The 14302-nt window shown below is 62.9% G+C and carries 13 protein-coding genes and 1 riboswitch; of the genes, 9 read left to right on the top strand and 4 right to left on the bottom strand.

The genetic code is table 11. The features are described from left to right. The first annotated feature begins 104 nt into the window (after positions 1 to 104). Positions 105 to 1649, top strand: a complete 1545-nt coding sequence (locus ACR9ZQ_RS15005; protein WP_481428197.1) for an MFS transporter — start codon at positions 105 to 107, stop codon at positions 1647 to 1649. Between the two features lie 17 nt (positions 1650 to 1666). Here ACR9ZQ_RS15005 and bluB read toward each other — a convergent pair whose 3' ends face one another. Beyond that, positions 1667 to 2368, bottom strand: coding sequence for a 5,6-dimethylbenzimidazole synthase (gene bluB / locus ACR9ZQ_RS15000; protein WP_310387624.1), 702 nt, complete (start codon positions 2366 to 2368; stop codon positions 1667 to 1669). Positions 2369 to 2410: 42 nt separating this feature from the next. Next, a riboswitch (cobalamin riboswitch) is annotated at positions 2411 to 2600 on the bottom strand. A 142-nt stretch (positions 2601 to 2742) separates the two neighbouring features. Here bluB and ACR9ZQ_RS14995 point away from each other — a divergent pair. Together ACR9ZQ_RS14995 and ACR9ZQ_RS14990 are read left to right on the top strand one after the other, a co-directional pair. Next, entirely contained in the window at positions 2743 to 4179 is a 1437-nt protein-coding gene (locus ACR9ZQ_RS14995) for an MFS transporter (RefSeq protein WP_405049771.1), read from the top strand. A 240-nt stretch (positions 4180 to 4419) separates the two neighbouring features. Beyond that, the gene (locus ACR9ZQ_RS14990) at positions 4420 to 5487 is read left to right on the top strand and encodes a 3-deoxy-7-phosphoheptulonate synthase (protein ID WP_310387626.1); all 1068 of its coding nucleotides are present in this window, start codon (positions 4420 to 4422) and stop codon (positions 5485 to 5487) included. A 57-nt stretch (positions 5488 to 5544) separates the two neighbouring features. On the opposite strand, the gene ACR9ZQ_RS14985 is transcribed toward ACR9ZQ_RS14990, so the two are convergent. From ACR9ZQ_RS14985 to ACR9ZQ_RS14975, 3 genes are read right to left on the bottom strand one after another with little or no spacing between them, the layout of a single operon-like run. Then, positions 5545 to 6378, bottom strand: a complete 834-nt coding sequence (locus ACR9ZQ_RS14985; protein WP_310387628.1) for a TolB family protein — start codon at positions 6376 to 6378, stop codon at positions 5545 to 5547. Between the two features lie 24 nt (positions 6379 to 6402). Further along, complete coding sequence (locus ACR9ZQ_RS14980) at positions 6403 to 8082, bottom strand: NAD+ synthase (protein WP_481429325.1); 1680 nt, start codon at positions 8080 to 8082, stop codon at positions 6403 to 6405. Between the two features lie 44 nt (positions 8083 to 8126). After that, complete coding sequence (locus ACR9ZQ_RS14975) at positions 8127 to 8285, bottom strand: hypothetical protein (protein ID WP_162748097.1); 159 nt, start codon at positions 8283 to 8285, stop codon at positions 8127 to 8129. On the opposite strand from ACR9ZQ_RS14975, the gene ACR9ZQ_RS14970 reads away from it, so the two are divergent. From ACR9ZQ_RS14970 to ACR9ZQ_RS14945, 6 genes are all read left to right on the top strand, one after another. Continuing rightward, entirely contained in the window at positions 8284 to 8820 is a 537-nt protein-coding gene (locus ACR9ZQ_RS14970) for a DUF1003 domain-containing protein (protein WP_481428196.1), read from the top strand. The two genes, ACR9ZQ_RS14975 and ACR9ZQ_RS14970, sit on opposite strands and share 2 nt — an antisense overlap. Before the next feature lie 124 nt (positions 8821 to 8944). Next, on the top strand, positions 8945 to 9361 hold the full coding sequence (locus ACR9ZQ_RS14965; RefSeq protein WP_481428195.1) for a winged helix-turn-helix domain-containing protein: 417 nt from the start codon (positions 8945 to 8947) through the stop codon (positions 9359 to 9361). After that, positions 9358 to 11676, top strand: coding sequence for an ATP-binding protein (locus ACR9ZQ_RS14960; protein ID WP_481428194.1), 2319 nt, complete (start codon positions 9358 to 9360; stop codon positions 11674 to 11676). The genes ACR9ZQ_RS14965 and ACR9ZQ_RS14960 overlap by 4 nt, the downstream gene beginning before the upstream one ends. Positions 11677 to 11758: 82 nt before the next feature. Continuing rightward, positions 11759 to 12292, top strand: a complete 534-nt coding sequence (locus ACR9ZQ_RS14955) for a type 1 glutamine amidotransferase family protein (RefSeq protein ID WP_310387635.1) — start codon at positions 11759 to 11761, stop codon at positions 12290 to 12292. 65 nt (positions 12293 to 12357) lie between these two features. Next, a complete protein-coding gene (locus ACR9ZQ_RS14950; protein ID WP_310387637.1) occupies positions 12358 to 12996 on the top strand; it encodes an ArsR/SmtB family transcription factor in 639 nt (212 codons plus the stop codon). Continuing rightward, positions 12993 to 14231 carry an MFS transporter gene (locus ACR9ZQ_RS14945; RefSeq protein ID WP_310387639.1) on the top strand — a complete coding sequence of 413 codons (1239 nt, stop codon included), beginning with the start codon at positions 12993 to 12995 and terminating at the stop codon, positions 14229 to 14231. Before ACR9ZQ_RS14950 ends, ACR9ZQ_RS14945 begins: the two co-directional genes overlap by 4 nt. The last annotated feature ends 71 nt before the right edge of the window (positions 14232 to 14302 follow it).

Here is a 14302-nt window from a genome sequence, read left to right as displayed (position 1 = left end):
TAGTCAATCATCCAATTCTGTAATGATCAAGCTCTGCTTATGCTGACGCAAATGGACGACAACGGATGTCACCCTTGTAAGTCTCAACGTCGAAAGGCCAAAGCATGACCTCTGCCTCCCCTCCATCCTCACGTATCAGAGGCATCGTCGCCCTGATGGCGGCCTGCCTCTCCTCACTGATGTTCGGCCTTGAAATATCGAGCGTACCGGCAATCCTGCCGACGCTGGAAAAGGTGCTGCATGCCGATTTCAGCGCGCTGCAATGGATCATGAATGCCTATACGATCGCCGTGACGACGGTGCTGATGGCAGCAGGCACATTAGCCGATCGCTACGGCCGCAAGCGCGTCTTCCTGATCGGCATTGCCGCCTTTGGCCTCACCTCGCTGATTGCCGGCCTTGCTCAGGATGTTTCGCTGCTAATCGTTGCTCGCTTTCTGCAGGGCATGAGCGGCGGCGTGATGCTGATCTGCCAGGTGGCCGTCCTCTCCCATCAATTCCCGGAGGGCAGAGCCCGCAGCATGGCCTTCGGCTGGTGGGGCATCATCTTCGGCATCGGCCTCGGCTTTGGCCCGATCATAGGCGTTGCGATCGTAGCAGCCGCCGGCTGGCAATGGGTCTTCCTCATCCATGCCGTGCTGGCTGCCGTGACGGTGGCCCTTGCCGTAACGGGTGTTGAGGAATTGCGTGACCCCGCTGCAGGACGGCTCGATATCGCCGGCATCGCCACCCTTTCGCTGGCGGTCTTCTGCCTCGCTTTCTTCATCACCCAGGGTCCGGCTCTCGGCTTTGCCAGCCCTACCGCGCTTGCCATTATCGGACTTTCCGCGGCAAGCCTCGTCGCCTTCATCTTCGCCGAGAGGCTGAACCCGCGACCGATGTTCGATGCCTCGGTCTTCGGCATCCGCGCCTTCTCGGGCGCCATCATCGGCTCGGCTGCCATGAATATCAGCTTCTGGCCCTTCATGATCTATCTGCCGATCTGGTATGAAGCCGGTCTCGGTTATGGCAGTGTGGCCGCGGGTCTGGCGCTGCTTGCCTATACGCTGCCGACGCTCGTCGTACCGCCGCTCGCCGAACGGCTCATGCTGCGCTATCGGCCGGGCATCATCATTCCCGGCGGCCTTTTCACCATCGGGCTCGGCTTCCTGCTGATGAAATCAGGCAGTGCCGCCGCCGCGCCAAGCTGGCTGACGATGCTGCCTGGCGCGCTGCTTGCCGGCATCGGGCTTGGCTTCACCAACACTCCGGTCACCAATACGACGACAGGCGCTGTCTCCAGCGATCGCGCCGGCATGGCTTCCGGCATCGACATGAGCGCCCGGATGATCTCGCTCGCCATCAACATCGCCGTCATGGGCTTCATCCTGTTCAGCGGCGTGCTCTCCCACCTCAAGAGCACCTTGCCAACCTCGACGGATGCCGGCGACCTGCGCCTGCTCGCCGAACGGATCTCCGCCGGCAACATTGCCTCCCTGCCAGACATTCCGGCCGGGACGGTGCATGATGCGCTGGTCGCAGGCTTCGGTGGCGTCATGCTCTATGGCGCGATTGGTGTCTGGCTTCTCGCCGCCGCAAGCTTCCTCGTCTTCGCCCATTGGAAGACGCCGGCCTGCGCCGAGGATTGCGGCACCCAGCCGGCAGAATGATGCACACCCGCGCCGGCTCAGACCGGCGCGGCCTCGCTTTCCACCTGCCCCCAGCCGTCATGGAAAACCAGCTCTTCCAGCGCCATCCGCTGCCGCCAGCCTTTGACCGCCAGTTCCGGCTTATCATAGAGCCGGTCGACGAAGCCGGCGCAGAGCCAGGCGACCATCTCGATGTGATCGGGAATGCCGAGGATCTCCTTCAGGTCACCCTCGCGAAAAATGCTGACCCAGCCGATGCCCACCCCTTCGGCGCGAGCAGCAAGCCACAGGTTCTGGATGGCGCAGACGGTGGAATAGCTGTCCATACGCGGATTATGCGTGCGCCCCAGCACCACGCTGCCGCTGCGGGTTGGATCGCAGGTCACGCAGATGCCGAGCGGCGCCTGGACAATGCCTTCGAGCTTCAGCGAACGGTATTGCTCCTGCCGCTCGCCGTCGAACATGCGGGCCGCTTCTTCATTCGCCCTAAGGAAGGCATCGCGTACCCGCGCCCTTACCTCGACGCTCTTCACCAGAATGAAATTCCACGGCTGCATGAAGCCGACCGAGGGCGCGTGATGCGCGGCGGTCAAAAGACGCGTCACCAGATCATCCGGCAAGGGATCGGGCAGGAACTGGCTGCGCACGTCACGCCGCGTCATGATCGCGTGATAGACGGCCTCGCGTTCGGCCGCAGAAAAGCTGGATGCCGGGCAAACGGCATCATCAATGGGTCGCATCGTCAAATCCCCAACAACGCAACCGCCCGCCGTCCGCGCGGGTTGGGTCTATCTTGCCAGGCCGGTCTTCTGACTTGGCGTCATCCGCTTGACCGCTACCTTCCCGGCCTTGCGGCCAGTGGCATTCTATGCGGCAAGCGTCGGCCTTACAGCGTTGGGCACGTTCCGGTCTTGCGCCGGATTCCCGATTCTCCCGCTTGTGAAAGCGGGCACCTGACGGGTGATCTATGGCGCGGAAACGGCATGGCGGCAAGCTGCATGCGACATTCATTTCGTGGACAGGCTGAAAATGCTGGCCTAGAACGAGACCCGACGCCGCTGGCGCCGAATCCTCTCTCATTGCCTTCCGGTTGCCCGTGTCCCGTCTAACGCCGATGATCCTTGCGGTCGCCCTGTTCATGGAACAGATGGATTCGACCGTGATCGCCACCAGCCTGCCGGCGATTGCTGCCGATATAGGCACCTCGCCGATCGCGCTGAAACTTGCGGTAACGAGCTACCTCGTGGCGCTCGCAATCTTCATCCCGATCAGCGGCTGGATGTCGGACCGCTTCGGCGCACGCAACATCTTCCGCCTGGCGATCTTCGTTTTCATGGTTGGCTCGGTCGCCTGCGCATTCTCCAATTCCATCGCCGCCTTCGTTATCTCCCGCCTCATCCAGGGTGCCGGCGGCTCGATGATGACGCCGGTCGGGCGATTGCTCTTGGTGCGTGGCACGCCACGTCACCAACTGGTGAATGCCATGGCATGGCTGACCATTCCGGCGCTGATCGGCCCGATCATGGGCCCGCCGATCGGCGGCTTCCTGACGACATATCTCAGCTGGCACTGGATCTTCTGGATCAATGTGCCGATCGGCATTATCGGCATCGTCCTCGTCACCCGTTTCCTGCCGGCCGTCGAGCCGCGCAGCCCGAAGCCGATGGATTTTCCGGGCTTCTTCCTGTCGGGTATCGGCTTTGCCGGTTTCGTATTCGGCCTCTCCGTCATCAGCCTGCCCGCCGTTCCCGTCATCTACGGCTATGTCACTGTCGCCGTCGGCGTCCTCTCCGGCATCCTCTATTTCGTGCATGCCAGGCGCACGCCGCATCCGCTGCTCGACCCCAAGATGTTTCGTTACCCGATGTTCCGGGCGGCAATCCTCGGCGCCTCGAATTTCCGCATGGGCCTGGGCGCGCTGCCCTTCCTGATGCCGCTGATGCTGCAGCTCGGCTTCGGCCTGACGCCGCTGCAGTCAGGCTCGATCACCTTCATCAGCGCTCTTGGCTCCATGGGCTCGAAATTTGCGGCCAACCGCACCTATAACGCCTTCGGCTTCCGCAACGTCATCGCGCTGACGACCTTCCTCGCGGCAATCTTCCTCGGCGTGAATGGCTTCTTCACTGCCGAAACGCCGATGTATGTCATCATGGGCTGTCTTCTTGTCGGCGGCCTCCTCCGCTCCATGGCCTTTTCGGGCGTCAATGCCATGGTCTTCGGCGATGTGGACGAGGCCGACAGCAGCCAGGCGACTGCCATCAACGCGGTGGCGCAGCGCATCTCCATGGCCATGGGCGTTGCGGTAGCCGGCACGATCCTGGAAATCTCCTCGAGCTTCCACGGCGGCAAGCTTTTGGTCTCGGATTTTCATATCGCTTTCTTCATCGTAGCGGCGATATCAGCACTTGCCTGCATCACTTTCCTGCGCCTGCCCGCCAATGCCGGCGAGGAGCTGACGACACGCCGCCACAAGAACAGACATGCCGAGGCGGCAGAACCGGAAGAGGCCCAGGGACAGGCCCACGGACAGGCAATGGCGGAGAGCCGCTGAAAACTTCACGGATCTGTCGTTTTTCCTCACAGATTCTACGTGACAATTCCGATCGGCATGGCTACATAAGCCGCATGTCGATTTCGTCCGTTTACGCATCGCGATTTTATTCGTACCGCTGCTTCCAGCGGATGCGGGTCTGTGCGTAACCGAAACTAACGCGACGACAACCCGAACAGCCGCTAGTCAACCTGGCGGCTTTTTTGTTCCGCCACGGTATGACCAACAGGAGAGCATACCGTGACTGACACTATTGATGATCTGCGCATCGTCGAGATCACCCCGCTGACCAAACCTGCCGATATCATCTCGGAAATTCCGCGTGACGCCGCTGTTACCAAGACCGTGACCAGCACGCGCGACACGATCCACAATATCCTCACCGGTCAGGACGACCGCCAGCTGGTCATCATCGGCCCCTGTTCGATCCATGATCCGGCGGCTGCCCGCGAATATGCCGGCCGTCTCGTCGAGCAGCGACGACGTCTTTCCGGCGATCTCGAAATCGTCATGCGCGTCTATTTCGAAAAGCCCCGCACCACCGTCGGCTGGAAGGGCCTGATGAACGACCCGCATCTGGATGGCAGCTACCGGATCGAGGAAGGCCTGCGCCTCGCGCGCCGCCTGCTGCTCGACATCAACGCCATGGGCCTGCCGGCCGGCTGCGAATTCCTCGATACGATCACGCCGCAATATATCGCCGATCTCGTCAGCTACGGCGCCATCGGCGCGCGCACGACCGAAAGCCAGATCCATCGCCAGCTCGCCTCGGGTCTCTCCTGCCCGATCGGCTTCAAGAATGGCACAGATGGCAGCGCGCGCATCGCGCTCGACGCGATCATGGCGGCCTCCCAGCCGCACCATTTCCCGGCGGTCACCAAGGATGGACAGGCAGCGATTGCCTCCACGCGCGGCAACGAGGACTGCCACATCATCCTGCGTGGCGGCAAACGGCCGAACTATGAGGCAGCTGACGTGCAGGCTGTCATCGCCGAAGCCGTCAAGCTCGGCGTCGACCCGCGCATGCTGATCGATGCCAGCCACGCGAACAGCAACAAGGATCCGATGAACCAGCCGAAGGTCGTCCATGATGTCGCCGGCCAGATTCTTGCCGGCAACCACCACATCAAGGGCATGATGATCGAGAGCAACCTCGTCGCCGGCCGCCAGGATCTCGTCCCCGGAAAGCCGCTCGTCTACGGCCAGTCCATCACCGACGGCTGCATCGGCTGGGATACGTCGGTCGAGGTGCTCGAGGATCTCGCCAAGGCCGTCCGCGACCGCCGCAAGGCAGCCGTCGCAGCCTGAGTGGCCGCATCAGTCGCGGCGGGCAAACCCCGCCGCGTCATCCTTCAATGATGATGATCAGGCCTTCGCCGGAAAATACCGAACATAAGCGAATTCCTCGCCATCCGGTGACCAATTCGGCACGTTGATCGTGCCCTGCCCGCCGAAGAGCTCGAACAGCTCCGTCAGGTTGCCGCCGTCCATGTCCATCATCCTGAGCCTGACACTAAGATCACGCGGATGGTCGAAGACATCGGGGTCGTAGGAGAGAATCAGCACCTTGTCGTTGTTGGGTGACGGATGGGCGAACCAGTTGCCGTAATTGTCTGATGTCACCTGCTGGAGACCCGTACCATCGGGGTGGATGCGCCAGATCTGCATCAGCCCGGTGCGGCTGGAGTTGAAATAGATCCACTGCCCGTCGGCCGACCAGTCCGGCCCATCATTGCGGCCTTCTCCATGCGTCAGCCGCTTCTCCTCGCCGCCTTTGACCGAGATCGTGTAGATATCGAAGAGGTCGTTGCGGATGCCGCAATAGGCAAGTTCGCGTCCGTCGGGCGACCAGCCATGCCAGTAGGACGGCAGGTTCTTGGTGATCAGCCGCGGCTTGCCGCCCTCGATCGGCAGGATGTAGATCGCCGACTTGCCGAACTCGGTCTTGTCGGAAATGACGATTTCCTCGCCATCGGGCGAAATGCCGTGGTCATTGTTGCAGTGGACTGCAAAGCCGGTATCGACCTTCTCAACGAGATCGCTGCCGTCGAGCCGCAGGCGGTAGAGCAGCCCGTCGCCATTGATCAGCAGATAGGCGCCGTCGCCTGAGAAATTCGGCGCCTCCACCAGCGCCTCCGTCTGCCAGACGACGCGGCTTTCGCCTCTCCTGACGTTGTAGATTTCGACAGAGCTGCGCATCTCGTCCTCTCCCAGATGAGTTTTCTATCGATCCCGGAACCGGTTGGTGATCGGGTAGCGCCGGTCGCGGCCGAAATTCTTTTTCGTGATCTTCACGCCCGGCGCCGACTGACGGCGCTTGTATTCGGCGAGGTAGAGCAGATGCTCGATACGGTGGACCGTCTCGACATCATGGCCGCGCGCCACGATCTCCTCGACCCCCATTTCCCGCTCGACCAGGCATTCGAGTATGTCGTCGAGCACGGGATAGGGCGGCAGCGAATCCTGGTCCTTCTGGTCGGGACGAAGCTCGGCGGACGGTGCCTTGTCGATGATGTTTTGCGGAATGACCACGCCTGAAGGGCCGAGCGCGTCCGGCGGCACATTCTCATTGCGCCAGCGGGCCAGCGCATAGACCTGCATCTTGTAGAGATCCTTGATCGGGTTGAAGCCGCCGTTCATGTCCCCGTAGAGCGTCGCATAACCGACCGACATTTCCGACTTGTTGCCCGTGGTGACCACCATCGAGCCGAACTTGTTGGAGATCGCCATCAGGATCGTGCCGCGTGCACGGCTCTGCAGGTTCTCCTCGGTGATACCGCTGTTCGTGCCCTCGAAGAGGCTCGACAGCGCCGAGGAAAAGCCCGTCACGGGTCCCTCGATCGGCACGATATCGTAGCGGCAGCCGAGCGCCTTGGCGCAATCGGCCGCATCCTTCAACGAGTCTTCGGACGTATAGTGATAGGGCAGCATGACCGTGCGCACCCGTTCCTCGCCGAGCGCATCGACGGCGATTGCCGCGCAGATCGCCGAATTGATGCCGCCCGAGAGACCGAGCACGACATTCTTGAAGCCGTTCTTGTTCACATAGTCGCGGAAACCGAGCAGGCAGGCGCGGTAATCGGCCTCCTCGCTCTCGGGTATGCGCGCCATCGGCCCTTCCGAGCAACGCCAGCCGTTTTCTGTCCGCTTCCAGGTCGTCACCGCAAGGGCCGTTTCGAACTGGCTGAGCTGGAAGGCGAGCGACTTATCGGCATTGAAGGCAAAGCTTGCGCCGTCGAAGACGAGTTCGTCCTGGCCGCCGAGCTGGGCGGCATAGACCATCGGCAGGCCTGTCTCGATCACCTGCTTCAGCACCACCTGATGGCGGATATCGACCTTGCCGCGATAATAGGGCGAGCCATTTGGCACGAGCAGGATTTCCGCGCCGCTTTCGGCGAGCGTCTCGCATACACCCAGATCGCCCCAGATATCTTCGCAGATCGGAACGCCGATGCGCACGCCGCGGAAATTCACGGGTCCGGGCATCGCGCCCTGGTCGAAGACGCGCTTCTCATCGAACTCGCCGTAATTCGGCAGGTCGATCTTGTCGCGCACCGCAATCACCTTGCCGCCGTCGAGCACGGCGATGGAATTGTAGCGGCCCGTCTCGTCCTGGCGCGGAAATCCGATGACGATGCCCGGTCCGCCATCGGCGGTGTCTGCCGCGAGGCTTTCGACCGCCGTCCAGCAAGCGCGGATGAAGGCCGGCTTCAGAACCAGATCTTCCGGTGGGTAACCGGAGATGAAAAGCTCGGTCATCATCAAGAGATGCGCGCCCTGCCGCGCCGCATCGGCGCGCGCCTCACGCACCTTGGCAAGGTTTCCGGCGACATCGCCCACCGTGGGGTTCAGTTGGGCGATGGCGATGTTGAAGGTCTGGGAGAGAGCGTTTTCCTGTGTCATGTCATTCATTTAATCCGCCCCTTCGTGCACCGCAATAAGCCGCTTCAAAAGCCGTAGCGATCTGCGGCGAAAATTTGATGAAGGGTGGCCCCATCGCTCTGCCTATCCCTCTGTTTGTCTTGCGCGACGCCGATACGCATTGCAATTTGCGGCGACGGCGGAATACTGCGCGCCAATTCGATCCACTCCCGGGACAATGCCATGTATAATCTTCCGAATTTCGTCCACCTGCATTTCGGCAAGCCGGCCGAAGAACTGGGTGACATCGAAAAGCGCGTGCTGGCCAAGGCACATGAGCGCAAGATCATCTCCACAGACGTCAACGCCGCCATTGCCGCCAAATCCTCCTTCGGCGAGCGGTTGGCCGATGGCATCGCCCGTGTCGGCGGCTCATGGTCCTTCATTCTGGCATTTCTGGCCTTTCTCGTCGTCTGGACCATCATCAACACGGTCATCCTTTTTTCCCGCGCCTTCGACCCCTATCCCTTCGTCTTCCTGAACCTCATCCTTTCCATGCTTGCGGCTATCCAGGCGCCGATCATCATGATGTCGCAGAACCGGCAGGCCGAACGCGATCGTTTCGAGGCCGCCAAGGATTATGAGGTGAATCTGAAGGCCGAGCTTGAGGTTCTGTCGCTGCATCAGAAGATCGATATGCGTGTGCTGACGGAACTGACTGCGCTGCGAGAGGATGTCTCCCGCCTGAACGCCATCCTTGCTGAGCGCGGGCAAGCTTGAGCCCGCTAAAATAGCACGGCCTTAAACGTCTGAAATCTCGTCGCAATTCCAGCCCTGTCACCGCGTTTCATTTGACAGGGAGCAGGCATTTAGCCAACCTGCGGCCATCACGCAGGGAGCATGCTTGGAAGAAGAGCTTCAGTTCGGTGCATTTTCGATAGTGCCCGCCAGGCGCAGCCTGTTGCGAGAAGGGTCTGCCGTGCCTCTCGGCAGCCGCGCCGTCGATATCCTGCTGTTTTTGCTCAACCATCCGGGCGAGCTGAAGACCAATGCGGAGATCGTCAGGCAGGTCTGGCCGGATACGTTCGTGGACGAGGCCAATCTGCGCGTCCACGTCTCGGCCCTGCGCAAGGCGCTGGGCGACATCAAGCGCGAACCGCAATTCATCACCAACGTGCCCGGCCGCGGCTATACCTTCATCGCGCCCGTCAACCGCCGGAACAATGGCGCAGTGCCTGTCGCTCGGCCGACACTCCCGAGATTCCGCCCGAACGCCTGCCCGCCCGCATCTTCGGCCGCGAACAGACGATCGCGGCGGTGACCAGACAGCTCACCAAGGGCCGTCTCGTGACCATCGCCGGCCCTGGCGGCATCGGCAAATCCACCGTTGCCCGCGCCGTGATTGCGCGCGGCAGCTTCGATGGCGAGATCGTCTGGATCGACCTGTCGGAAGTCGCGACCGGAAATCTCGTGCCGACGGTCGTGGCGTCTGCACTCGGCATCCTCTCGCGCAGCGACGATATCGCAGTGGAGATCGCCGCCCATTTGCAGCCGCGCAATGTCCTGCTCGTGCTCGACAGCTGCGAGCATGTGGTGGGCGATATCGCCAAGCTCACCGAAGACCTGCTGGCGGAAGCGCCCGATCTGCATATCCTCGCCACCAGCCGCGAGCCGCTGCGCGCTGAAGGCGAACGTGTCCACCGTCTGCTGCCGCTCGACCTGCCCTTGTCTGCCGTGACAGCAGAGGCTGCCCTGGCCTCGCCCGCCGTCCAGCTTTTCGTCGAACGCGCCGATGCCTGCCTCGGCGGTTACGAGCTGACGGACGGGGACGCCGCCGATGTCGTCGATATCTGCACGAGGCTCGATGGCATTGCGCTGGCAATCGAGCTTGCCGCTGGCCGGCTGGAGGCGATGGGCATCGCCGCCCTCTCCCGCTCGCTCTCCGACTGCTTCCGGGTATTGACGCGCGGCCGGCGCACGGCGCTGCCCCGCCACCAGACACTGCGCGCCACGCTCGACTGGAGCTACCTCATCCTGTCGCCGGAGGAGCAGCAGGCGCTGCGCGAACTCTCCGTCTTCCGCGGCCGCTTCAGCAGCGGGGCCGCAGCCGCGGTCCTCTCCGGCACCGAACCCGGGGATTTGCTGGCCGCCCTCGTCGCCAAATCGCTGGTCGTGGTCGAGACCGCGACCGACGAAACGCTCTACCGCCTGCTCGATACGACCCGCCTCTATGCCGGCGAAAAGCTTGCGGCCTCGGGCGAACTGCCCGATGTCATGGCCCGCTTCTCCGCCTGTCTCTCTAGCGCGCTCGAAAGCGCCGAACAGGATCTCTATGCCGCCTCACCGGAGGAATGGCCTGACGATTTCGCCCAGCAGGTGCCGGGCCTGCGCGCAGCCCTGGACTGGGCCTTCGGTCCATCAGGCGGCGATGCGCTGCTCGGCGTACGCCTGACGGTCGCCGCCCTGCCGCTTTTCTTTCGCCTGTCATTGCTTGACGAGTGCCTGGCGGCCCTCACCCATGCAATAACCTTCCTCGATGCCCGCCCCGGCCTTGACGAGAAAAGCCGCATGAAACTCTATGCCGCGCTCGGCTGGCCGCAGCTTCGTGCCACCAATGCACCCGAAGACGGCGTTGCCGCCTGGACGACGGCCTGGCGGATCGCCGAGGAACTCGGCGATGTCGATCATCAACTTCGCGCCATTTGGGCGCTTTGGGTCGATGTGCTGAACCGCGCCGAGCCTCGCCAGGGACTGGAGCTGGCGGAACGCTTCGCAGCCCTTGCTCCGTCCTCCGCCGATCCGACCGATGTCGTCATCGGCAGGCGCATGAAGGCTGCTACGCTCCACTGGCTCGGCCGCCACGGCGAGGCCCGCCAGGAGCTTTTGGCGATGCTTGCCGACTACGAGCATGTGCCGCAGGCCCGCCATTCCGTCCGCTTTCAGTTCGACCAGCGCGTGACGGCGCGTATCATCATCGCCCGCTGCCTCTGGATATTGGGCGACGAGAAGGCCGCGCTGAAGGAGGTCGAAGAGACAATGCGCTACGCCCGCGATATCGGCCATAACCATTCGATCAGCAATCTTCTCGCCGAAGCCGTCTGCCCGCTGGCGCTTCTCTCCGGCAACGACGGCGAAGCGGCTGCCGCGATCCGGCTTCTGCGTGACCATACCAAGGCCCTGTCGCTCGACGTTTGGCACACCTATGCCGACGGCTTCGAGGCGGAGCTACGTCTGCGGGACGGCGAATACCGGCTCTGCCTCGCAAAGCTGCGCCCGGCAATGGACATCCTCGATCTTGCCGGCTTCAACCTTTTCCGCACTTACTTCCAGTCCATCGAGGCGCAGGCCCTGTCCGGCCTCGGTCAACATGCGGAAGCCCATGCGGTGATCGATAGCGCCTTGGAGCATGGCGATGTCTCGGGCGAACGCTGGTGCCTGCCCGAACTCCTGCGGGTGAAGGCAATGGTCACCGCAAAGGGGCAGAGCCCGGAAGGGCTGGACGCCGCTTCAGCCATCCTCGAGGCGGCACGCGTCGCTGCAAGGCAGGATGGCGCGATCGGCTGGGAACGCCGCATCAACGTCGATCTCGAAGCCCTCGGCCATGAACCGGCGCAGCTTTCGGGCGCGGCCGGCTAAACCCGTTTACACCGATTTACAACGATCAACTCGTCCGCTTCTCGTTGTCCGTGCATCATTGCTCCCCAAGAGGAGCATGCCCATGGACGTCCAAATACCCATCCGTTTTCTGATCATTCTCGCTGCGGATGGAGATAACAGCGAGGTCAGGATCGCCCGCCTCGCACCCGCCTATTACCTTTTCAGGGATGCACCGGCAGAAATCGTCCTCGCGACACCATCAGGCGGCTTCCCCGATCTGACAAGCGAGTTGCGTCAGAGCGTCCATAAGGAGCCTACTGTCGGACGTTTCCTCACCGACCGCGCCGCACGCGACGATCTCGCCGATACTCTGCGCCTCGACCAGATCGTGACAGAGGATTTCGACGCCGCCTTCTGCATCGGTCTTTCCGGCCCGCTCTGGTCCGCCGAGGGCGTCGCAGCCACGATCCGCGCCTTTCTGACATCGGGCAAACCGGTCGCCGTCATTCCCGGCCGGCGTCTGGACATAACACCCGAAGGTGCCGCCGCCGGCCTGCTGATCCTCGGCGACTGCGAAGCGTCCCCGCTGCTGTCAGCCCATGCACTTCTCAAGGTCGTGCTGGAAGGCCGCAAGACAGTGACGTCGGCGGGTTGACGGTCTACTGTCACATCTGCAAAGAAATCTTTGCAAAGATTCATTTGCGATACTAAGCTGCCGCCATGAAAACACCCGTTCCTACACCAGCGTCATCTACATCCCGCGACGTCAGCCGGGTCGTCCCCGACGTCACGGCGCTGAAGGCGCTCGCCCATCCGGTGCGCCTGCGCATGCTCGGCATGCTCCGCATCGATGGTCCCGCAACAGCAACGCAGCTCGCGACACGGCTCGGGCTCAACAGCGGCGCGACGAGCTATCACCTGCGCCAGCTTGCCCAGTATGGTTTCATCGAGGATGCGCCGGGGCCATCCCGTCGTGACCGCTGGTGGAGGGCATGCCACGAGATCACCTCGGTGCCGCCGGCGGAAACCGAAGGCGAGGCTTTCGATATGGACGTCGCCTTCACGCAGGCGATCCTCTCCCTGCAGGTCGATCAGATGCAGAAGGCAGTCGAGGAATATGCCGAGCTGCCGCTCGCATGGCGGAAGGCCAGCACCGCAAGCGACATCATCATTCCGCTGACTTCTGAAAAGGCCGAAGCCCTGACGAAGCGGCTGAACGACCTCCTCATGGAAGCGATGTGCGAGGCCCCGCCCCTCGGCGAGCCACTGCCATCAGGCACGGTGCCTTTCACTGTCATGCTGCACGCCTTTCCCTATCCGGGCCGCCTGCCGCATGGCGAGGAAGAGAGCGAGCCATGAGCCACCGCAGTCCCTTCATCGCGCTCGCGGTCGCCGAAACGCTTTCCATTTCAGGCACGCGGCTCTCCAGCGTCGCCGTCCCCTGGCTGGTGCTGAGCACGACCGGCAGCCCCGTGCTGACCGGCCTCGTCGCCATGATGGAGATGCTGCCCTATGTCGTCGCCAAGGCGCTCGGCGGCCCCCTGATCGACCGCGTCGGCCCGAAGCGCATCGCTGTCATCTGCGACAGCGCCTCGGTGATCGCCGTCGGCCTCGTGCCCGTGCTGCATCTTCTCGACCTGCTCACCATGCCGATCCTGCTGCCGATCGTCTTCGCCATGGGCGTTCTGCGCGGCCCCTCGGATGCCGCCAAGCAATCCATGGTCCCCGACATTGCGGAACTCGCCTCCGTGCCGCTGGAACGCGTGACCGGAGTCGCTGGCGCCATCGAGCGCCTGGCATCCGCTGCAGGCGCGGCTGGCGCCGGCGCGCTGATCGCCCTTGTCGGAGCAAGCCAGGCGCTAGCCGTCAACGCCCTCACCTTCGCCGCTGCCGCCGTGATCGTCGCAGCCGGCATCCCCCAATTGCGGCGCGCTCCGAAGCCCGAAGCAACCGGGATCGCCGCCTATGGCCGTGAACTCGCGGAAGGCTGGCGCTTCCTGCGCCGCGATGCGGTGCTGGTCGCAATCGTGCTGATGGTGGCAACCACCAATTTGCTCGATCAGGCCCTCGGCGCCGTCTTGTTGCCGGTCTGGACGCAGACCTCGGGCCATGGCCCGGCCCTGCTCGGAACCATGTTTGCCGTTTTCTCCGGCGCCTCGATTATCGGCGCCGTGATTGCCGCCATGATCGGCGAGCGCCTGCCGCGCCTTGCCGTTTACACGGTCGCCTTCCTGCTGACCGGCTTTCCGCGCTTTCTGGTCTTTGCGGTGGAAACGCCGCCTGCGATCATTTTTACGACGCTCGCCATTGGCGGCTTTGCCTCGGGCTTCCTCAATCCCATCCTCTCGGCCGTGCTCTTCGAGCGCACGCCGAAGCCTTTGATAGGCCGCGTCACATCGCTGAATGCCGCGCTCTGCTGGGCGCTCCTCCCCTTCGGCGGGCTTGTCGGCGGCGCATTGGTGGATGCCTGGGGCCTTTCAACCGCATTGCTTCTGACAGGCTTAGCCTATCTCGCCGCCACGCTCGCGCCACTGGCGCACAGCAGTTTCCGTGGCTTCGACAAGCGGCGGATCGCCGACGCCAGCCCCTCCTAAGCAGACTGCCGAACTGTTCGTGGGCAACCCTGTCTATTTCCGCTATCTGGTTGCAAGTGCGATCATGGCTC

Source organism: Rhizobium sp. KNZ14-9A, from assembly GCF_056755015.1.
This window is presented reverse-complemented; position numbering and strand designations above follow the sequence as displayed.

Bases quoted from the DNA above. Each gene is read 5' to 3' on its own strand.
- ACR9ZQ_RS14945 (WP_310387639.1), top strand. From the start codon at position 12,993: ATGAGCCACCGCAGTCCCTTCATCGCGCTCGCGGTCGCCGAAACGCTT.
- ACR9ZQ_RS14980 (WP_481429325.1), bottom strand. From the start codon at position 8,082: ATGACACAGGAAAACGCTCTCTCCCAGACCTTCAACATCGCCATCGCC.
- bluB (WP_310387624.1), bottom strand. From the start codon at position 2,368: ATGCGACCCATTGATGATGCCGTTTGCCCGGCATCCAGCTTTTCTGCG.
- ACR9ZQ_RS14970 (WP_481428196.1), top strand. From the start codon at position 8,284: ATGTATAATCTTCCGAATTTCGTCCACCTGCATTTCGGCAAGCCGGCC.
- ACR9ZQ_RS14975 (WP_162748097.1), bottom strand. From the start codon at position 8,285: ATGGCATTGTCCCGGGAGTGGATCGAATTGGCGCGCAGTATTCCGCCG.
- ACR9ZQ_RS14950 (WP_310387637.1), top strand. From the start codon at position 12,358: ATGAAAACACCCGTTCCTACACCAGCGTCATCTACATCCCGCGACGTC.
- ACR9ZQ_RS14985 (WP_310387628.1), bottom strand. From the start codon at position 6,378: ATGCGCAGCTCTGTCGAAATCTACAACGTCAGGAGAGGCGAAAGCCGC.
- ACR9ZQ_RS14995 (WP_405049771.1), top strand. From the start codon at position 2,743: ATGATCCTTGCGGTCGCCCTGTTCATGGAACAGATGGATTCGACCGTG.
- ACR9ZQ_RS14955 (WP_310387635.1), top strand. From the start codon at position 11,759: ATGGACGTCCAAATACCCATCCGTTTTCTGATCATTCTCGCTGCGGAT.
- ACR9ZQ_RS15005 (WP_481428197.1), top strand. From the start codon at position 105: ATGACCTCTGCCTCCCCTCCATCCTCACGTATCAGAGGCATCGTCGCC.